Source organism: Streptomyces katrae (assembly GCF_000966975.1).
Taxonomy (GTDB): Bacteria; Actinomycetota; Actinomycetes; order Streptomycetales; family Streptomycetaceae; genus Streptomyces; species Streptomyces katrae.
Genome location: NZ_JZWV01000066.1, coordinates 1 through 19,260, shown reverse-complemented (window position 1 = coordinate 19,260; position 19,260 = coordinate 1). Strand labels below are relative to the sequence as shown.

At 72.7% G+C, this 19,260-nt stretch carries 19 protein-coding genes and 1 pseudogene; 9 read left to right on the top strand and 11 right to left on the bottom strand.

The window, feature by feature from the left end; genetic code table 11:
- Positions 1-127 precede the first annotated feature (127 nt).
- Both VR44_RS03640 and VR44_RS03635 read left to right on the top strand, forming a co-directional pair.
- Entirely contained in the window at positions 128-2,518 is a 2,391-nt protein-coding gene (locus VR44_RS03640) for a ribonucleoside-diphosphate reductase subunit alpha (RefSeq protein ID WP_045945887.1), read from the top strand.
- Positions 2,518-3,531, top strand: a complete 1,014-nt coding sequence (locus VR44_RS03635) for a ribonucleotide-diphosphate reductase subunit beta (protein WP_045945886.1) — start codon at positions 2,518-2,520, stop codon at positions 3,529-3,531. Before VR44_RS03640 ends, VR44_RS03635 begins: the two co-directional genes overlap by 1 nt.
- Here the strand turns inward: VR44_RS03635 and VR44_RS03630 are convergent.
- Entirely contained in the window at positions 3,528-3,728 is a 201-nt protein-coding gene (locus VR44_RS03630) for a hypothetical protein (protein ID WP_045945885.1), read from the bottom strand. The two genes, VR44_RS03635 and VR44_RS03630, sit on opposite strands and share 4 nt — an antisense overlap.
- A gap of 81 nt (positions 3,729-3,809) precedes the next feature.
- On the opposite strand from VR44_RS03630, the pseudogene VR44_RS03625 reads away from it, so the two are divergent.
- Positions 3,810-4,774 (top strand): annotated as a pseudogene (locus VR44_RS03625) (helix-turn-helix domain-containing protein).
- A 193-nt stretch (positions 4,775-4,967) separates the two neighbouring features.
- On the opposite strand, the gene def reads toward VR44_RS03625, so the two are convergent.
- The 8 genes from def to VR44_RS03585 form a co-directional block, all read right to left on the bottom strand.
- Positions 4,968-5,603 (bottom strand): peptide deformylase, encoded by a 636-nt coding sequence (def, locus tag VR44_RS03620; protein ID WP_045945884.1) that lies wholly within the window; start codon positions 5,601-5,603, stop codon positions 4,968-4,970.
- Between the two features lie 58 nt (positions 5,604-5,661).
- A complete protein-coding gene (locus VR44_RS03615; protein ID WP_045945895.1) occupies positions 5,662-6,657 on the bottom strand; it encodes a tetratricopeptide repeat protein in 996 nt (331 codons plus the stop codon).
- A gap of 105 nt (positions 6,658-6,762) precedes the next feature.
- Positions 6,763-8,019, bottom strand: a complete 1,257-nt coding sequence (locus VR44_RS03610; protein WP_045945883.1) for an HD domain-containing protein — start codon at positions 8,017-8,019, stop codon at positions 6,763-6,765.
- Positions 8,016-9,458 carry an HD-GYP domain-containing protein gene (locus VR44_RS03605; RefSeq protein WP_045945882.1) on the bottom strand — a complete coding sequence of 481 codons (1,443 nt, stop codon included), beginning with the start codon at positions 9,456-9,458 and terminating at the stop codon, positions 8,016-8,018. The genes VR44_RS03610 and VR44_RS03605 overlap by 4 nt, the downstream gene beginning before the upstream one ends.
- A gap of 229 nt (positions 9,459-9,687) precedes the next feature.
- A complete protein-coding gene (rsrA, locus tag VR44_RS03600) occupies positions 9,688-9,990 on the bottom strand; it encodes a mycothiol system anti-sigma-R factor (RefSeq protein WP_045945881.1) in 303 nt (100 codons plus the stop codon).
- A complete protein-coding gene (locus VR44_RS03595; RefSeq protein ID WP_007266438.1) occupies positions 9,987-10,631 on the bottom strand; it encodes a sigma-70 family RNA polymerase sigma factor in 645 nt (214 codons plus the stop codon). The genes rsrA and VR44_RS03595 overlap by 4 nt, the downstream gene beginning before the upstream one ends.
- A gap of 336 nt (positions 10,632-10,967) precedes the next feature.
- Entirely contained in the window at positions 10,968-11,606 is a 639-nt protein-coding gene (locus VR44_RS03590) for an alpha/beta hydrolase family protein (RefSeq protein WP_045945880.1), read from the bottom strand.
- Between the two features lie 65 nt (positions 11,607-11,671).
- Positions 11,672-12,487 carry an SOS response-associated peptidase gene (locus VR44_RS03585; RefSeq protein ID WP_045945879.1) on the bottom strand — a complete coding sequence of 272 codons (816 nt, stop codon included), beginning with the start codon at positions 12,485-12,487 and terminating at the stop codon, positions 11,672-11,674.
- Between the two features lie 53 nt (positions 12,488-12,540).
- Between VR44_RS03585 and VR44_RS03580 the strand changes: the two genes are divergently transcribed.
- The 4 genes from VR44_RS03580 (at position 12,541) to VR44_RS03565 (ending at position 16,123) form a co-directional block, all read left to right on the top strand.
- Complete coding sequence (locus VR44_RS03580; protein WP_045945878.1) at positions 12,541-13,254, top strand: M50 family metallopeptidase; 714 nt, start codon at positions 12,541-12,543, stop codon at positions 13,252-13,254.
- A 53-nt stretch (positions 13,255-13,307) separates the two neighbouring features.
- Positions 13,308-14,663, top strand: a complete 1,356-nt coding sequence (gene aroA, locus VR44_RS03575) for a 3-phosphoshikimate 1-carboxyvinyltransferase (RefSeq protein ID WP_045945877.1) — start codon at positions 13,308-13,310, stop codon at positions 14,661-14,663.
- Positions 14,664-14,673: 10 nt separating this feature from the next.
- Entirely contained in the window at positions 14,674-15,684 is a 1,011-nt protein-coding gene (gene rsgA / locus VR44_RS03570; RefSeq protein WP_045945876.1) for a ribosome small subunit-dependent GTPase A, read from the top strand.
- Positions 15,685-15,799: 115 nt separating this feature from the next.
- Positions 15,800-16,123, top strand: a complete 324-nt coding sequence (locus VR44_RS03565) for a DMT family transporter (protein ID WP_007266432.1) — start codon at positions 15,800-15,802, stop codon at positions 16,121-16,123.
- Here the strand turns inward: VR44_RS03565 and VR44_RS03560 are convergent.
- Positions 16,089-16,649, bottom strand: coding sequence for a TetR/AcrR family transcriptional regulator (locus VR44_RS03560; RefSeq protein ID WP_045945875.1), 561 nt, complete (start codon positions 16,647-16,649; stop codon positions 16,089-16,091). The genes VR44_RS03565 and VR44_RS03560 overlap by 35 nt on opposite strands.
- A 153-nt stretch (positions 16,650-16,802) precedes the next feature.
- Between VR44_RS03560 and hisN the strand changes: the two genes are divergently transcribed.
- Positions 16,803-17,609, top strand: a complete 807-nt coding sequence (hisN, locus tag VR44_RS03555) for a histidinol-phosphatase (protein ID WP_045945874.1) — start codon at positions 16,803-16,805, stop codon at positions 17,607-17,609.
- 135 nt (positions 17,610-17,744) lie between these two features.
- Positions 17,745-18,137: a CBS domain-containing protein gene (locus VR44_RS03550; RefSeq protein ID WP_045945873.1), complete on the top strand. Its 393-nt coding sequence runs from the start codon at positions 17,745-17,747 to the stop codon at positions 18,135-18,137.
- A 66-nt stretch (positions 18,138-18,203) separates the two neighbouring features.
- Here VR44_RS03550 and VR44_RS03545 read toward each other — a convergent pair.
- Positions 18,204-19,260: catalase (locus tag VR44_RS03545; protein ID WP_045945872.1), on the bottom strand; the 1,057-nt coding region annotated here is incomplete at its 5' end.

The following is a 19,260-nucleotide window of genomic DNA, read 5'->3' as shown; positions in this document are numbered from 1 at the left end:
TCGTCCGGGCCTCGCGGTTGGGCCGGTGGACGCCATGCGGTGCCGAACGCGCTTCTGCGCGCGCCCGCGTGCGCCCGCTCGCGCCCCGCTCCGCCGAAGACCGGGCCGAGTGAGGGAGAGCTCCCCCGTGACCATCGCGCCCGCCGCACCGCGCGCAGAGTCCGACCACCCCGAAGCAGAAGGTCCCGGGGCCGCGCTGCTGCGGACCCTCACCGAGCTCACGGCCGACCTCCCCGACACCGACCCCGGCCGGGTCGCCGCCGCCGCCCTGCGCGGCCGCAGCGCCGCCGCCGACGAGGCCGAACTGCGCGGGCTCGCCACCGAGGCCGCGGCCGGCCTGATCTCCGAGGACCCGGCGTACTCCCGCCTCGCCGCCCGCCTGCTGACGCTGGCCGTCGCCGAGGAGGCCGCCGGCCAGGGCGCGACCTCCTTCGCCGAGTCCGTCGCCGTCGGCCACCGCGAGGGCCTGATCGCCGACCGCACCGCCGAGTTCGTCGCCGCCCACGCCGCCCGCCTGAACGCCCTGGTCGAGCACGCCCTCGCCGAGGGCGCGGACGACCGCTTCGGCTTCTTCGGCCTGCGCACCCTGCACAGCCGCTACCTGCTGCGCCACCCGATCACCCGCCAGGTCATCGAGACCCCGCAGTACTTCATGCTGCGCGTGGCCTGCGGCCTCGCCGAGGACGAAAGCGTCCGCGCGGTCGAGGAAGTGGCCTCGCTGTACAGCCTGATGAGCCGGCTCGACTACCTGCCGTCCTCCCCCACCCTGTTCAACTCGGGTACGCGGCACCCGCAGATGTCCTCCTGCTACCTCCTCGACTCCCCGCTGGACGAGCTGGACTCCATCTACGACCGCTACCACCAGGTCGCCCGCCTCTCCAAGCACGCCGGCGGCATCGGCCTGTCGTACTCCCGCATCCGCGCCCGCGGTTCGCTGATCCGCGGCACCAACGGCCACTCCAACGGCATCGTCCCGTTCCTGAAGACCCTCGACGCCTCCGTCGCCGCCGTGAACCAGGGCGGCCGCCGCAAGGGCGCCGCCGCCGTCTACCTGGAGACCTGGCACGCGGACATCGAGGAGTTCCTGGAGCTCCGCGACAACACCGGCGAGGACCAGCGCCGTACGCACAACCTGAACCTCGCCCACTGGATCCCGGACGAGTTCATGCGCCGCGTCAACGCCGACGCCGAGTGGTCGCTGTTCTCCCCGGCCGACGTCCCCGAGCTGGTGGACCTCTACGGCGACGAGTTCGACGCCGCCTACGTCAAGGCGGAGGCCGCCGGGCTCGCCAAGAAGACCATGCCGGCCCGTGACCTCTACGGCCGCATGATGCGCACCCTCGCGCAGACCGGCCAGGGCTGGATGACCTTCAAGGACGCCTCCAACCGGACGGCCAACCAGACCGCGCTCCCGGGCACGGTGGTCCACTCCTCCAACCTCTGCACCGAGATCATCGAGGTCACCAACGACGGCGAGACGGCCGTCTGCAACCTCGGCTCCGTCAACCTCGGCGCCTTCGTCGCCGAGGGGGACATGGACTGGGAGCGCCTGGACGAGACCGTCCGCACGGCCGTGACCTTCCTCGACCGCGTGGTGGACATCAACTTCTACCCGACGGAGCAGGCCGGCCGCTCCAACGCCAAGTGGCGTCCGGTGGGCCTGGGCGCGATGGGCCTCCAGGACGTCTTCTTCAAGCTGCGCCTGCCCTTCGACTCCGCCGAGGCGAAGGCCCTGTCCACGAAGATCTCCGAGCGCATCATGCTCGCCGCCTACGAGGCCTCCTGCGACCTCGCCGAGCGCAGCGGCCCCCTCCCGGCCTGGGCCGAGACCCGTACCGCCCAGGGCGTCCTGCACCCCGACCACTACGAGACCGAGCGCCACTGGCCCGAGCGCTGGGACGCCCTGCGCGCCCGCGTCGCGAAGTCCGGCATGCGCAACTCGCTGCTCCTCGCGATCGCCCCGACGGCGACGATCGCCTCGATCGCGGGCGTGTACGAGTGCATCGAGCCGCAGGTCTCCAACCTCTTCAAGCGCGAGACCCTCAGCGGTGAGTTCCTCCAGGTCAACGGCTACCTGGTGGAGGACCTCAAGAAGCTCGGCGTGTGGGACGCGCAGACCCGCGAGGCGCTGCGCGAGTCCTCCGGCTCCGTCCAGGGCTTCGGCTGGATCCCGGCGGAGGTCCGCGAGCTGTACCGCACGGCGTGGGAGATCCCGCAGCGCGGCCTGATCGACATGGCGGCGGCCCGTACGCCGTACCTGGACCAGAGCCAGTCGCTGAACCTGTTCATGGAGACGCCCACCATCGGCAAGCTCAGCTCGATGTACGCGTACGCCTGGAAGCAGGGCCTGAAGACCACGTACTACCTGCGCTCGCGCCCGGCGACGAAGATCGCCCGCGCGGCCTCCGGCACCGCCGTTCCGGCCGCCGCCACCCCCACCCAGCTGCCCCAGGCCCTCGACGCCGAGGCGCTGGCCTGCTCCCTTGAGAACCCCGAGTCCTGCGAGGCCTGCCAGTAATGACCGCCGAGAAGAAGAACCTCCTCGACCCGGGCTTCGAGCTCACGCTCCGCCCGATGCGCTACCCGGACTTCTACGAGCGCTACCGGGACGCGATCAAGAACACCTGGACGGTGGAGGAGGTCGACCTCCACTCCGACGTGGCCGACCTGGCGAAGCTGACGCCGGCCGAGCAGCACATGATCGGCCGTCTGGTCGCGTTCTTCGCGACGGGCGACTCGATCGTGGCGAACAACCTGGTCCTGACGCTGTACAAGCACATCAACTCCCCGGAGGCGCGCCTGTACCTGTCGCGCCAGCTGTTCGAGGAGGCCGTGCACGTCCAGTTCTACCTGACGCTGCTGGACACCTACCTGCCCGACCCGGACGACCGCGCGGCCGCCTTCGACGCGGTCGAGAACATCCCGTCGATCCGCGAGAAGGCGCAGTTCTGCTTCAAGTGGATGGACTCGGTCGAGAAGATCGACAAGCTGGAGACGGCCGCCGACCGCCGCCGCTTCCTGCTGAACCTGATCTGCTTCGCCGCCTGCATCGAGGGCCTGTTCTTCTACGGCGCCTTCGCGTACGTGTACTGGTTCCGCTCGCGCGGCCTGCTGCACGGCCTGGCGACGGGCACGAACTGGGTCTTCCGGGACGAGACCATGCACATGAACTTCGCCTTCGAGGTCGTGGACACGGTCCGCAAGGAGGAGCCGGAGCTCTTCGACGACGCCCTCCAGCAGCAGGTCACCGACATGCTGAAGGAGGCCGTGGAGGCGGAGCTGCAGTTCGGCCGCGACCTGTGCGGTGACGGCCTGCCGGGCATGAACACCGACTCGATGCGCGAATACCTGGAGTGTGTCGCCGACCAGCGCCTGGTGCGCCTCGGCTTCCCGCCGGTGTACGGCTCGCAGAACCCGTTCTCGTTCATGGAGCTCCAGGGCGTCCAGGAGCTGACGAACTTCTTCGAGCGCCGCCCGTCGGCCTACCAGGTCGCCGTCGAGGGCACGGTCGACCTGGACGAGGACTTCTAGTCCGGCAGCCCTGCCACCCGAACGGCGCCGCGCTTGCGTGAGGAGCCGGGACGCGACACCTGTCCGCGTCCCGGCTTCTCGCGTTCCGGGCGGAGCTGGCGGTCGATGCGGCGTTCGTGCAGGAGGCCGCGGAGGGAAGGGGCGAGGAGGAGGGCGGCTACGGCGAGGACGGTGAGGTAGTCGAGGAACGTGTTCATGACTCCAAGATCCCCGGAGCGGCGGGAACCGGACAGTGGCAGGACTGTCATGGGAGGGTGAATTACTGCCACACTGGGTCCATGCTGAAGAACGTGGCGGTGGCCCTCGTCGACGGTGTGGCCCCCTTCGAATTCGGGATCTTCTGCGAGGTCTTCGGGATCGACCGGAGCGAACAGGGGCTCCCGGTGTACGACTTCGCCGTGTGCGCCGCCGAGGAGGGGCCGCTGGTCATGGCGGACGTGGGCTTCACCGTCGCGCCGGCCCACGGGCTGGAGCGGCTGGAGGAGGCCGACCTGATCTGCCTGCCCGCCGACCGCAAGGCGCCGGTGCGGGAGTACCCCGAGCCCTTCCTCGACGCCCTGCGCCGGGCCGTGGGCCGGGGGGCGCGGGTGCTCAGCGTGTGCAGCGGGGCCTTCGTGCTCGGTGCGGCCGGGCTGCTGGACGGCCGCCGGTGCACCACCCACTGGATGCACGCCCCGGCGCTGGTCCACCGCTACCCGGCGGCCCGGGTCGACCCGGACGTGCTCTACGTGGACGAGGGGCCGGTGATCACCGCCGCCGGGACGGCCTCGGGCATCGACGCCTGCCTGCACGTGGTCCGGCAGGAACACGGGGCCGAGGTGGCCAACACCATCGCCCGGCGGATGGTCGTGCCGCCCCACCGGGACGGCGGCCAGGCGCAGTTCATCCAACGGCCCCTGCCGCGCACCGGCTGTGACACGGTCGGCGGGGTGATCGGCTGGATGGCCCGGCACCTGGACGAGGAGATCACCGTCGAGCGGCTCGCGGAGCGGGCCCACATGTCACGACCTTCGCCCGCCGCTTCCTCCAGGAGACGGGGACGACTCCCTACCAGTGGGTGCTGCGCCAGCGGGTGCTGCTGGCACAGGAGTTGCTGGAGTCCACCGACGACACGGTGGACTCGATCGCCGGCCGCAGCGGGTTCGGCACCGCGGCGGCCCTGCGGCACCACTTCCTGCGGACCCTGGGCACCACCCCGAACGCCTTCCGCCGCGCCTTCCGCGGCCCCCGCGCGGTGGCCTGACGTACGCCGACGGCCGGTAATCGCCCATGACTTGACATTCGCGGCGGGGGTGTCTGGCCGCGGCGGGCCGGTGGTGGTGTGATCCGGTCACGCCACCACCGCGCCACCCTCGCGGAGAACCCCCCACAGGCGAAGGCCCCGTTCCGGAGCGATTCCGGAACGGGGCCTTCGTTCGTGCGCGGCGCGCGGCCGGTCAGTCGTTCGCGACGACCGGGTAGCGCGGGGTGTTCTCCGCCATCTGCCGCAGGGCGTCCTTGCGGTCGCGCTTGGAGAGGCGGTCGATGTACAGGTAGCCGTACAGGTGGTCGGTCTCGTGCTGGAGGCAGCGCGCGAAGTAGCCGGTGCCGCGGACCTTGATCGGGTTGCCCTGCGCGTCCTGGCCGGTGACCTCGGCGTAGTCCGGGCGGGCCAGGGAGGCGTACGCGGTGGGGACGGAGAGGCAGCCCTCGTTCGAGTCGTCCAGCACGCGCGAGCCGGCCGGCAGCTCGACGAGCTTGGGGTTGACCACGACGCCGGTGTGGCGGACGCCGTCGTCGTCCGGGCAGTCGTAGACGAAGACCTTGGCGTCCACACCGATCTGGTTGGCGGCCAGGCCCACGCCCTCGGCGGTCTTCTGGCTGGCGAACATGTCATTGATCAGCTGCGCCAGCTCTTCGCCGAACTCGGTGACGTCCTTGCACTCGCGGTGCAGCACCGGGTTGCCGACGACCGTGATCGGGCGGGACGTACCGGCCTCGCGGTACGCGAGCTCGCGCGCCTCACAGTCCTCGGTGTCCACGACCCAGCCCTCGTCGTCGATCGGGGTCACCTGGTTCTCCTGCTGCGCCATGTCCGCCGTACGCCTTCCCTCAAGTCCGTGGTGTGCCCGTACAGCCTACGGCCCGGGGTCAGCAGACTTCCTCGAGATCCCGCCACTCCCTGCTGTCGGGGCTGTCGGCGACCCAGCCGTCGAGCAGTCCGCGCACCAGACCGGCCGGGGCCGCGATGCCGCATTCGCGCTCGGGCACCCACAGCGAGCCGGATCCGGCCGTGCGGTGGCCCAGGGGCCCGGGGTGGCCGGGTTCACTGTGGTCGTGGGGGTCGAGGTGGTCGCCGTTGCCCTCTCCGCTGGGCATCGAGCTCTCCGAACAGGTCCGGCAGAGCAGCCGCACCGACGAGGACCAGTCCTCCGCGGCGAAGCCCGCGTCCGAGGCCAGCTGCTCCAGGGCGTCGCGGTCCTCCTCGGTGGCCGCCTCCAGGAGCACCACCCAGGTCGGCACCGGAGAGGGTGCCCACAGCTCGATCTCGTCGAAGACCGGGTACGAGGGCCCGGCCGCGGTGACCCGCTCGCCGTGCGGCACCCCGTCGTGCAGGACGACCTCGCCCCAGCGGCGTCCCGAAGAGGGCAGCGGGATGGACAGGACCTCCATGCGGGCTGGATCGAGCCTGCGGCCCCACACGACCTCGGCCTCGCCCTCGGGCGACAGCCGCACCGCCGCGCTGCCGAGTTCCATGCCCACCGGCTCGCCCGTCCCGGCCGTGCTGTGCGGGTCTCCGGGCACCTTCAGCCCGTACGCCTGCCAGGCCCGGCGGGCCAGCGGCCAGTCCTGGAGGGCGGTCGCGGCGATGCCCACGTTCCACCAGTCCGGGGCGCCGGTCTCACGGTCCAGCAGGGCCACGGCGCGCAGGCCGGCGGCCCGCGCCTGCTCCCAGTCGTGCCGGAACTTGTGGAGGAGTGCCAGGTTGAACCAGGACTCGGACAGCCAGGGCTCCAGGTCCGCCGCCCTGGTCAGCAGCGCACCCGCGTCCTCGTACCGACCGTCGCCGATCAGCGTGAACGCGCGGTCGGTGGCCTGCCGCCACGAGGCGGAGGGCCGATGCCGTACCTTCCCGAAGATCCTCACGATTCCCGCCTGCCGCTCCAACGGTTCAGCCCTGCGGACACCCTCACGGACACCCCTTACTGCATCCAACCATGCCCGCTCGGACGACCGCTCATTACCCATGGGTTACCCAGGCGGAGCGGGAACGACTCTGCCGCGTCCGCCCCTGGCCAGAACCCTCGCCAGGGACTCCACGACCTCCGGCTGGTAGTCGTGCCCGGTGCCCAGGCGCAGCCGTTCCAGGGCGGCCAGTGGGCCACCCGGGTGACCGCCCGCTCCGGCCAGGTCGTCGTACGCGTTCACGGCGCGCACGATCCGGGCGGCGACGGGCTGCTCCCGGTACGGGTCCGCCTGCCGTTCCACGATCACGGCGACCTCCGCGGGCACCCCGGTCTGCCGGGCCACCTCGCCGCCGAGCCCGGCGATCCGGCGGGCCTCGTCGGGGGGCAGCTCGGCGGTGGCCCCGCCGGGGACGGGGTCGACGAGGGAGAGCTGGCCGATGTCGTGCATCAGGGCCGCGTACTCCAGCACCGTGAGCTCCCGCTCCGAGAGCCCGAGCTCCCGGCCGACGGCGCAGCTGAGGGCGGCGACCCGGCGGGAGTGGCCGGGGGCGGTGCAGCCGGCGATCTCGGTGGCCCGGGCGAGGGAGGTGATGGTCTGGCGGTAGGTGGTGCGGACGGCGTCGACCCGGTGGAAGGAGAGCTGGGTCAGCAGCAGCGGGACGCTGAAGACGGGCAGGGCCCACAGGCCCGCCACGGCCACGCCGAGCGCCATCACCACCCCGGTGGCGCAGATGGCGGAGCCGATCCCGAGCTGGGCGCGCAGTTCGTCGCGCAGCAGCGGCCCGAACGGCCAGCCGGTGCGGGCCCCGGCCAGTGCGGCGGCGAGGACGGCGTCGCACAGGGCGGTGAGGCCCAGCAGGAGCAGCAGGAACAAGACGAGGAAGGGGCCCTGTCCGATGCGGTGCGTGAGGCGGCCGGAGCCGTACAGGGGCTGGAAGCAGGCGGCGGCGAAGGCGACGGCCAGGACCCGGCGGGCCACGTGGTCCAGGGCGGGGGCGTGGCCGCGGGCGATGTGCGGGACGATCCCGGCCAGGGCGGCCGCGACGACGACGGCGACGATCTGGAGCACGCCGTGGTGGGTGGGGAGCCCGGCGTCCTGTCCGAGCAGGGCGTAGGCGAGGGCTCCGGCGGAGCCGAGCGGGGCGGGGCGGCGGTCCTGGGCGGGGTGGTCGCGGCGGGCGAGTTCGCCCAGGGTGATCAGGGCGGCGAAGGCGAGGGCGGTGCCGGGTTCGGTGACCCCGGTCCACAGGGTGTGTCCCAGCGCGGCCGCGGTGAGCACGGCGGCGGCCGCCCGTACGGCCCAGCCGGCGAGCGCCCTCATGGGCCGCCGGCCTTGCCCTGTCCGGGTGAACCGGCGGCCTCGCGCCCCTGGGCCGGCATCCCGGGCGGCCCCTCCCGTCCGGCTTCGCGGGGCCCGGCCCCCGCGGCGGCGGCCTGGACGGCGGGGAGGTCCTCGTCCGAGGTGACCACCGGGTGCCAGCCGTGCCGGCCGATCGCGGCGGTCAGGGCCCGCACCATGGCCGGGTCGAACTGGGAGCCCGCGCCGCGTTCGAGTTCCGCCAGGGCCGTCCGCACCGGCCGGGCCCGGCTGTAGGAGCGGGTCGAGGTCATCGCGTCGAAGGCGTCGGCGACCGCCACCACCCGGGCCGGCTCCGGGATCTGTTCCCCGCTCAGCCCGTAGGGGTAGCCGGAGCCGTCGACCCGCTCGTGGTGGTGCAGGATCGCCGCGCGGGCCTCCCCGAGGAAGCCGATGCCGCGCACCATCTCGTGCCCGTACTCGGGGTGGAGTTCGATGACGCGGCGTTCCTCGGGGGTCAGCGGCCCGTTCTTGCGCAGCAGCCGGGTCGGCACGCCGAGCTTGCCGACGTCGTGGAGGATCCCGGCGATGCGGACGACTTCGAGGCGGTCGCCGGCCATGCCCAGCTCGCGGGCGATCATCGCGGAGGCCTGGCCCACGCGTTCGCTGTGCCCGCGCGTGTAGCGGTCCTTGATGTCGACGGCCTGGACGAGGGCGCGGATGGTGGCCTGGTGCGCGGCCTGCTCGCGCTGGTACTGGGCGAAGACCCAGCAGGAGATGTACATCGGCAGCAGGACCAGCAGCGCGGCCGGGGGGCCGTAGGGGCTGTGCCACATCACGGCCATCAGCAGGCCGACCAGTCCGTGCAGGCAGTACGGGGCGAGGGCCGGGGCGGTGCCGGACGAGGGCCGCGGGAGGGGGGCCGGTCCGCGCCGGCCGGGGGCCGCGCGGGTGCCTTCGGCGGCGGCCAGGACGGCTGCGTCGAGGGCGGTGAGGACCAGGCAGAAGACGAGGCCGGCGAGGGCCGCGGGGAGCAGCGCGTACGGGAAGGCGGCGGCGCCCGCGAGTGCCTCGCGGCCGCCGAGGAGTCCGTAGGCCCGTCCGGCCGCCCAGGCGGCGACGGCCTGCTGGGCCGCGTGCCAGATCCGGCGGACCGCGACGGGCCGCTGCGGGGCGGGCTGGGCGAGTCCGCCGGGCAGGGCCACGAGCGCTGCGGCGGCGGGCGGCAGCAGGAAGACGGCGGCCAGCACCACCGGGGGGAAGGGGCCGGTCCCCTCGGGCGCCCCGCGCCCCCGCAGGGGCAGCACGCGGGCCGCCTCGCAGCCGAGGCAGAGGGCGGCCAGCAGTCCCACGGCGGGCCAGGGCACGGCGGATCCGGGGCGGAGGGCGGGGGTGACGCACGCGGCGGCCGCGAGCACCGCGCCCAGGACGCAGGCGCGCGCCGCCGGCGGAAGGACCCGCATGGCGCTCTCCTCCCCTGGGCGTGCGACCCGGTACCGCATCGGAAAGGGGTACCGCGAGAAGGGGTACCGCGAGGGGAGAATAAATCGGCCCCCGCGCGAAGCGGGGGACATTTTCGTATTGCCCCGTACGGGCGCCCCCGGATTAGCACCTTCGAGTGAATGAAAGGTGCTTCCGGGGGCGGTTGTCCGCCGTACGGGTGGAGAGGCCGCGGCCGAGAGCGGCGGCGGATCAGCCGCCCGCCGGGTCCGCCGTGACGTCGTGATCCGGAACGGCCTGGCCCGAGCGGATCAGTTCGATCCGTCCCATGACCTTGGAGCGCAGGTCGGTCGGTACGTCGTCCGATCCGCAGCAGCGCTTGACCAGCTTCTTCACGGCCTGCTCAAGGCCGTACTTCTCCAGACAGGGATTGCACTCGCCGAAATGCGTCTCGAACTTCGTGCAGTCGCTGTCGGGCATCTCGTGGTCCAGGAACTCGTACAGATGATCCAGGACCTCGGAGCACTCCGTCTCGTGCGGCTCTCCGCAGCTCATGAGCCCGAGCCTTTCAGGTCGTTCGACTCTCCCGCGCCCGCGGGGACCAGCCCGCGCTCGCGGGCGTAGTCCTCCAGCATTCCGCGGAGTTGACGGCGGCCACGGTGCAGTCGGGACATGACCGTACCGATGGGTGTACCCATGATGTCCGCGATCTCCTTGTACGCAAAGCCCTCTACGTCGGCAAGATAGACCGCGATGCGGAACTCCTCCGGAATGGCCTGGAGAGCTTCCTTCACGTCGGAATCCGGCAGATGGTCGAGCGCCTGCGATTCGGCCGAACGCAAACCGGTCGACATGTGCGACTCGGCGCGGGCCAGCTGCCAGTCCTCGATCTCCTCCGCGGCGCTCCGCTGCGGCTCACGCTGCTTCTTGCGGTAGGAGTTGATGAAGGTGTTGGTCAGAATGCGGTACAGCCACGCCTTGAGGTTGGTGCCCTCGCGGAACTGGTGGAAGGACGCGTAGGCCTTGGCGTACGTCTCCTGGACCAGGTCCTCGGCGTCGGCCGGGTTGCGCGTCATGCGCAGGGCGGCGGAGTACATCTGGTCGAGGTAGCCGAGGGCGTCCCGCTCGAATCGCGCGTTGCGCTCAGCGGTCGTCTCCTGCGCCTGGCCTTCGTCGGTCCCAGCGACAGGACCCACCTCCTCCGACAGCGTGGCGGCTCCGAAAGCGGATCCGCTCGAATCGGAGAATAGTCGACCATCCCGGCCTTCCGCCGCCCGAACCGAGCCCCGCTTGGGCGCCGGGAGGACCGTCCAGTCCAGGTCAGCGGCCTGCCGACGGTTCTGGCTGATGACCTGGGTCATGCGCTCCCTCTCCTCCGACGTCTTTTCCCTGCGTAGCGACACTCCGAACAACAGGAGCCCCGGCCCGCGCATTCCCGGGCGCGGCAAGGGATCCGGCGTCCTCACGCGGGCCGGCGGGCCGGTGGTGAGCGGAATCACGCGCGGGTCCGCGGCGAATCTGTCAGGTCGGGGTCAGCCGAGGAGCCGGGCGAGCCAGGGGGCCACCGCACCGGTGATCACCGCGAGGGCCTCGTCCTGGGTGAGGTCCGCCTTCTTGGGCACGGCGAAGCCGTGGTCGCCGTGCGCCACCTCGACCAGCTCGTACTCCCCCGCGGGGAACTCCTCCGGCCGCCCGAAGGGGTCCCGGCCGCCCTGGAGCACCAGGGTGGGCCGGCCGGCCTCCAGGAGCTCCTCGGCCCGGGACTTCTCGGGCTTGCCCGGCGGGTGCAGGGGGAAGGCCAGCGCGAGCACCCCGGCGGCGCCCAGTCCGGCGGCGGTCCGGCAGGCGACCCGGGCCCCGGCGCTGCGCCCGCCGGCGACGACGGGCAGCCCGGGCTCCGCCAGGGCCGGCCACAGGGCCCGCCAGCCCTCGTCGAGGACCTTGGGGGCGGCGGCGACCTTCTTCCCGGCGACCCGCCAGGGCTGCTCGACCAGGGCGACGGTGCAGCCGTGCGCGGGCAGGGCGGCGGCCAGGGCCTGGAGGTCGCGGGCCTCGATGCCGCCGCCGGCGCCGTGGCCGAGGGCCAGTACGGCCTTGGCCGCGCGGGCGGTGTGCCAGGTGATGCGGGCCTGCCCGGCCGGGGTGTCGACGGTCTCGCTGCGCGTGGTCATGCCCCCATCGTGCCGGGCGGGCGGCCCGGCTCCGCGCAGGCCGGGGCCCGGAAGGGCGTGCCTCCTCAGAAGAGGGTGCCCTCCTCGGGGGCCTCCAGCTCGCCGAGCAGCTCCGGCCCGTTGTTGCGTACGTTGCTCACGGCGGTGGAGACCGGGTAGGCCCGCATCAGCCCGCCCGGCGGCGGGGCCAGCAGCTCGCGCAGCCCGGTCTCGTCGGTGCGGGCGGGGTCCAGCCAGGCGTCCCAGCGGTCCGGGGTCAGCATCAGCGGCATCCGGGGGTGGATGTCGGAGAGCGAACGCGGCCCTTCGGCGGGGGCGACGCCCAGCGGGGTGGTCTCGGCCTCGGCGGTGATCACCGAGCAGGTGGCCCACCAGGCCTGGGGGTGGTCGGGGGGCAGGGTGGCGTCCCGCCAGAACTCGTAGATCCCGGCCATGGCGAAGACGGAGCCGTCGGCGGGGAGCACGAAGTAGGGCTGCTTGCGGGCCCGCTTCTTCTTCCCCTCGACCTCCAGCTGCCGTTCGTCGTGCGCGGTGACCCACTCGTAGTAGCCGTCGGCGGGGACGATGCAGCGGCGCTGGGCGAAGGGGCGCCGGAAGGAGGGCTTCTCGTGCAGGGTCTCGGACCGGGCGTTGATCATCCGGGCGGCGCCCTCGGGGCTCTTGGCCCAGGAGGGGACCAGGCCCCACTTCAGGGCGCGCAGCTGGCGAACCGGGCGGGGGTCCCGCGCGTCTTTGAGGGGACGGTCGAGGACCACGTGGACCTCTTTCGTCGGCGCCACGTTGAAGTCGGGGGCCAGGGTCTCCTCGGGCTCCCACCGCTCGATGCCGAATATCCCCGCCAGCTCTTCGGGCGTCCGACCGGCCGCAAACCTTCCGCACATGGCTGACACACTGCCACGAGGACCGCCCCCCACCGCAAGGAGTCCGCCACTCCATGGACAGCAGCACGACCGCCGGTCTCTGGGACCGGCTGACCGGGATACAGACCGCGCCCGCCACCTGGCTGGTGGCCGCCACCGGCCTGGCCGCCCTGGCCGTGGTGGCCTGGCGGCCGCTGTGGCTGCCGGCCCGCAACGCGATCACCATCGCGCACGAGGGCGGCCACGGGCTGGTGGCCCGGCTGAGCGGCCGCAGGCTGGAGGGGATCCGGCTGCACTCCGACACCAGCGGGGTCACCGTCAGCTGGGGCAAGCCGACCGGGATCGGCATGGTCCTGACGGCCGCCGCCGGGTACACGGCGCCCTCGCTGCTGGGGCTCGGCGGGGCCGCGCTGCTGTCGGCGCACCGGATCACGGTGCTGCTGTGGGCGGCGACCGTGCTGCTAGTGCTGCTGCTGGTGCGGATCCGCAACGCGTACGGGCTGCTGACGGTGGTGCTGACCGGGGCGGCGTTCGTCCTGGTGTCCTGGCTGGCCTCGGCGCAGGTGCAGGCGGTGTTCGCCTACGCGGTGGTGTGGTTCCTGCTGCTGGGCGGGGTGCGGCCGGTCTTCGAGCTCCAGCGCAAGCGGCGCGGGGGCGCGGCACCGGACTCGGACGCCGACCAGCTGGGGCGGCTCACCCACCTGCACCCGGTGGTCTGGCTGGGGTTCTTCCACACGGTCACGCTGTGCTGCCTGGTGGGCGGCGGGCGCTGGCTGCTCGGCCTGTGAGACGCGGCAGCGATCAAGATCCGGGGTAGCGGGGAGCCACTAAAGTGGGGGCCATGACCGAGACCCCCGCGCTCCATCCCCTCTGGCCCGCTCCGCTCGCCGACGGTGCCGTCCACGCCACCGTCACCGTGCCGGGGTCGAAATCGGTCACCAACCGGGCCCTCGTGCTCGCCGCCCTGGCCGCCGAGCCCGGCTGGGTGCGCCGCCCGCTGCGCTCGCGCGACTCGCAGCTGATGTCGGACGCGCTGCGCGCGCTCGGCGTCGGGATCGAGGAGACGGTCTCCTCGTCCAGCTCCGCCGGTGCCGGCGCGGGCGGCGAGGCCTGGCGGATCATCCCCGCCGCCCTGCACGGCCCGGCCACCGTCGACGTCGGCAACGCGGGCACGGTCATGCGCTTCCTGCCGCCCGTCGCCACCCTGGCCGCGGGCGACATCCGCTTCGACGGCGACCCGCGCTCCTACGAGCGCCCGCTCGGCGAGGTCATCAACGCCCTGCGCGCCCTGGGCGCCCGGATCGACGACGACGGCCGCGGCGCGCTGCCGATGACCGTCCACGGCGGCGGCGCCCTGGAGGGCGGCACGGTCGAGATCGACGCCTCCAACTCCTCGCAGTTCGTCTCGGCGCTGCTGCTGTCCGCCCCGCGCTTCAACCAGGGCGTCGAGGTCCGGCACACGGGCGCGACCCTGCCGTCGATGCCGCACATCCGGATGACGGTGGAGATGCTGCGCGCGGCCGGCGCCCAGGTCGACACCCCCGAGGCCGGGGGCGAGAAGAACGTCTGGCGGGTCGCGCCCAGCGCCCTGCTGGGCCGCGACATGGTCGTGGAGCCGGACCTGTCCAACGCCCAGCCCTTCCTGGCGGCCGCGCTGATCACCGGCGGTACGGTCACCATCCCGGACTGGCCGCACCGCACCACCCAGCCCGGTGACGAGCTGCGCCGCATCTTCACGGAGATGGGCGGCTCCTGCGAGCTGACCGACGCGGGTCTGGTCTTCACCGGCACCGGCGCCATCCACGGCATCGACGTGGACCTGGGCGAGGTCGGCGAGCTGACCCCGGGCATCGCCGCGGTGGCCGCGCTGGCCGACTCCCCGTCCACCCTGCGCGGTGTGGCCCACCTGCGGCTGCACGAGACGGACCGGCTGGCGGCGCTCACCAAGGAGATCAACGAGCTCGGCGGCGACGTCACCGAGACGGCCGACGGGCTGCACATCCGCCCGCGCAAGCTGCACGGCGGGGTCTTCCACACCTACGACGACCACCGCATGGCGACCGCGGGTGCGGTGATCGGCCTGGCCGTGAAGGGCGTGGAGATCGAGAACGTGGCGACGACCGCGAAGACCCTGCCCGACTTCCCGAAGATGTGGACGGACATGCTCGCGGGAGCGGAAGCAGGAGCGGGAGCGTAGGGGCCCGGTCATGCGCAGGTACGGCAAGCACACCGACGAGGACGACATCCGCCAGCGCCCCAACCCCAAGGGCAACCGGGCGCGGACGAACATCCGGCCCAAGCACGAGGACGCCTCCGAGGGCTTCGTCCTCACCGTCGACCGGGGCCGGCTGACCTGCCTGGTCGACGACCGCACGGTCACCGCGATGAAGGCCCGTGAGCTGGGCCGCAAGGCGGCGGTGGTCGGCGACCGGGTGTCGCTCGTCGGGGACCTGTCCGGGAAGAAGGACACCCTCGCCCGGATCGTGCGGATCGAGGAGCGCAAGTCCGTCCTGCGGCGCACCGCCGACGACGACGACCCGTACGAGCGGGTGGTCGTCGCCAACGCCGACCAGCTGGCCATCGTCACGGCCCTGGCCGACCCGGAGCCCCGGCCCCGGATGATCGACCGCTGCCTGGTGGCGGCGTACGACGCGGGGCTGGAGCCCCTGCTGGTGCTCACCAAGTCCGACCTGACCTCCCCGGACAAGATCCTGGAGGTCTACTCGACCTTCGGTCTGAACTACGTGGTGACCAACCGCGAGGAGCTGGAGACGGGCGACGCCGCCGCACGGGTCCGCGAGCGCCTCGAAGGCCGGATCACCGCCTTCGTCGGCCACTCGGGCGTGGGCAAGACCACGCTGGTGAACTCCCTGGTCGCCGAGGGCCGCCAGCGGGCCACCGGCCACGTCAACAAGGTCACCGGCCGCGGCCGGCACACCACCACCTCGGCGCTGGCCCTGCCCCTGCCCTCCGGGGACGGCTGGGTCATCGACACCCCGGGCGTGCGCTCCTTCGGCCTGCACCACGTCGACCCCTCGCGGGTGGTGCTGGCCTTCCCGGACCTGGTGCCGGGCACGGAGGAGTGCCCGCGGGCGTGCAGCCACGACGAGCCGGACTGCGCGCTCGACCAGTGGGTGGCGGACGGCCACGCGGACCCTGCGCGGCTGTATTCGCTGCGGCGGCTGCTCGGGACGCGCGAGCGCCGCGAAGGCGACTGATCGCCGGACCGATCGCCTGTCTGATCGCCGGGCGGGGTTTGCATGACAGCCGGTCTGGTAAATGCATAATCCCACCACGTGACGCGATGTCACCTGACACGGGGAGGCATTCGACATGGCGTGGCTGCTGGTCGTGGTCGCGGGAATCCTGGAGACCGGTTTCGCGGTCTGCCTCAAGCTGTCCCACGGGTTCACCCGGCTGTGGCCGACGATCGCCTTCGCGTGCTTCGCGCTCGGCAGCTTCGGCCTGCTGACCCTGGCCCTCAAGAAGCTGGACGTGGGCCCCGCGTACGCGGTGTGGACGGGCATCGGGGCGGCCGGGACCGCCATCTACGGCATGGTCTTCCTCGGGGACCTGGTCTCCACCCTCAAGCTGGTCTCGATCACGCTGGTCATCCTGGGCGTCATCGGCCTGCAGCTCTCCGGCTCGGCCCACTGAGCAGCCGCAGCAGCTCCCGCTCCCCCGGCTCCTCGCCGGGCGCCACCACGTAGGACAGCGCGAGCCGTACGGCGAGCTCGCAGCGGCGCGCCGGCTCCTGCGGCAGCGCGGCGGCGGCCCGGTCTCGGGCCGCCCGGGTCAGCTCCCCCGGCCCGACCGCGTACCGGCTCCCGGCCGGGGGCGGCACGGGCAGGGCCGGGCCCCAGGCCCCGGTGAGCAGGGCCCGTACGAGGGCACGCGCGCGGGCGGCCCGTACGGTCCACTCGGCGACCGCCGCGAGCCGCTCGGCGGCGGTGTGCCCGGGCGGGGCGGCGGCCAGCGTCCGGTCCACCCCGTCGAGGTACCAGTCGGCCGCGCGGCGCACCAGGGCCCGGCCGAGGCCCTCCTTGCCGCCGAACTCGTTGTAGAGGGTCTGCCGCGAGACCCCGGCGGCGGTGGCGACCTCCACCATCCGCACGGCCGGCCAGGGGCGGGCGCACAGCGCCGCTTCGGCCGCTTTCAGCAAGGATTCCCGGGCCGCCGACATTCGTCGCCTCCCCCGCCTGTCGCGCCGGCCGGCGGACACCGGGCCTGGCTCACCCGCAAGATTTGACGGACCGCCAGATCCTGTCAAGGGCGCCTCCCGGCCGTACCGTGGACGGCGTTCGCCCGGCCGGTGCGCTCTCGGTACTGTTCGGGCATGTCCACGTATGACGACGACCTGCGCCTCGCCCTCGAACTCGCCGACGCGGCGGACGCCGCCACCATGCAGCGGTTCCGTGCCCTCGACCTCAAGGTGGAGACGAAGCCGGACATGACTCCGGTGAGCGAGGCCGACCAGGCCGCCGAGGAGATCATCCGGGCCGGGATCCTGGCCGCCCGGCCGGACGACGCGATCCTCGGCGAGGAGTACGGCCTCAAGGGCGAGGGCCCGCGCCGCTGGGTCGTCGACCCGATCGACGGAACGAAGAACTACGTGCGCGGCGTACCCGTGTGGGCGACCCTGATCTCCCTCATGGAGGAGGGCGAGGACGGCGAGTTCCGTCCGGTCGTCGGCGTGGTCTCCGCCCCGGCGCTGGGCCGCCGCTGGTGGGCCTCGCAGGGCGGCGGCGCCTTCTCGGGCGGCGCGCTGGGCGAGCCCGCGGGCCCGATCGGGGTGTCGAAGGTGGCCTCCCTGGCCGACGCCTCCTTCGCGTACTCCTCGCTGACCGGCTGGGAAGAGCTGGGCCGCCTGCCCGGGTTCCTGGAGCTGACCCGCGCCTGCTGGCGCACGCGGGGCTACGGGGACTTCTGGCCGTACATGATGGTCGCCGAGGGCTCCCTGGACCTGTGCGCCGAGCCGGAGCTGAACCTGTGGGACATGGCGGCCCTCGCGGTCGTGGTCCAGGAGGCGGGCGGCCGGTTCACGAGCATCGACGGCGTGGACGGGGTGCACGGCGGGAACGCGGCCGCCTCGAACGGGCTGCTGCACGGGGAGATGCTGGACTTCCTGCGCCCCTCCGCCTGATCCCGGCGCGCGGGGCCGTGCGCTCAGCGCGCCCCCTTGATGACGCTGCGTGTCCGTGGGAATCTGGGACTCCCCCGCTTGTGCGTTTGTGAAGCGGTTCTCGAAGCGGGGCTCACCCAGGAGGTGGTTCTCTTCATGCTCGTCCGCGACGCCATGAGCACCGTGATCCTCACCCTCGGACCTGCCCACACCCTCCGTCAGGCGGCCTGCCTGATGTCCGGCCGGCGTGTCGGAGCGGCCGTCGTCCTCGACCCCGACCACAGCGGCATCGGCATCCTGACCGAGCGCGACATCCTCAACTCGATCGGCGCGGGCCACGATCCCGACCGGGAGTCGGTGGGCGCGCACACCACGAACAACGTCGTCTTCTGCACCCCCGAGGCCACCGTGGCGGAGGCCGCCGAGGCGATGGCCATCGGCGGCTTCCGGCATCTGATCGTGCTGGAGGACGGCGGCCCGGTGGGCATCGTCTCCGTCCGCGACGTCATCCGCTCCCAGGTGCGCACCCGGCGCAGGATCGCGGCGTGAAACGGCGGCGGGCCGGAACCCCGAGGGGGTCCCGGCCCGCCGCTGCGCTACGGCACGCGGTGGGTACTAGGCGCGGAGGGCCTGGACCGCGGCTTCCAGCCGCTTGCCGAAGTCGGCGTCCGCCTGGCGGAAGTTGCCGATCGCACGCTCGATGATGTCCTCACGGGAGACCTTGGCGATGAAGCCGGAGAGGTTCTCGATCAGACGGCCCTTCTCGTCCTCGGACATCAGGCGGTAGAGGTTGCCCGCCTGGACGAAGTCGTCGTCCTCGGAGTGCGACGGGGTGGCGTGGTTGCCCGTGCCGCCCGCGACCGGGGTGGACTGCCACAGCGGGCGGTCCGTCTGGAAGGGGCCGCCGAAGCTGTTCGGCTCGTAGTTCTTCGCGCCCTTGTGGCGGCCGTCGTAGAGGTAGCCGTCACGGGAGTTGGTGCGCGCCTCGGTGGCGTGCGGGCGGTTCACCGGCAGGTGGTCGGCGTTGATGCCGACGCGGTAGCGGTGGGCGTCGCCGTACGCGAAGAGACGGCCCTGGAGCATCTTGTCCGGGGAGGGACCGATGCCGGGGACGAAGTGCGCCGGGGAGAAGATGGACTGCTCGACCTCGGCGAAGATGTTCTCCGGGTTGCGGTTGAGCTCCAGCTTGCCGATCTCGATCGGCGGGTAGTCCTCGTGCGGCCACACCTTGGTGAGGTCGAACGGGTTGAAGCGGTACTGGGCCGCGTCGGCCGCCGGCATGATCTGGACCTGGACGGTCCAGCTCGGGAACTCGCCGCGCTCGATGGACTCGCGCAGGTCGCGCTGGTGGGAGTCCGGGTCCTCGCCGGCGAGCCGGTTGGCCTCGGCCTGGGTGAGGTTCTTGATGCCCTGGTCGGTCTTGAAGTGGTACTTGACCCAGAAGACCTCGCCGGCCTCGTTGTTCCACTGGAACGTGTGCGAGCCGTAGCCGTTCATGTGGCGGTAGGACGCCGGGATGCCGCGGTCGCCGAACAGCCAGGTCACCTGGTGGGTGGACTCGGGCGACAGACCCCAGAAGTCCCAGACGTTGTCCGCCTCCTGCGAGCCCGTGTACGGGTCGCGCTTCTGGGTGTGGATGAAGTCGGGGAACTTGATGGCGTCGCGTATGAAG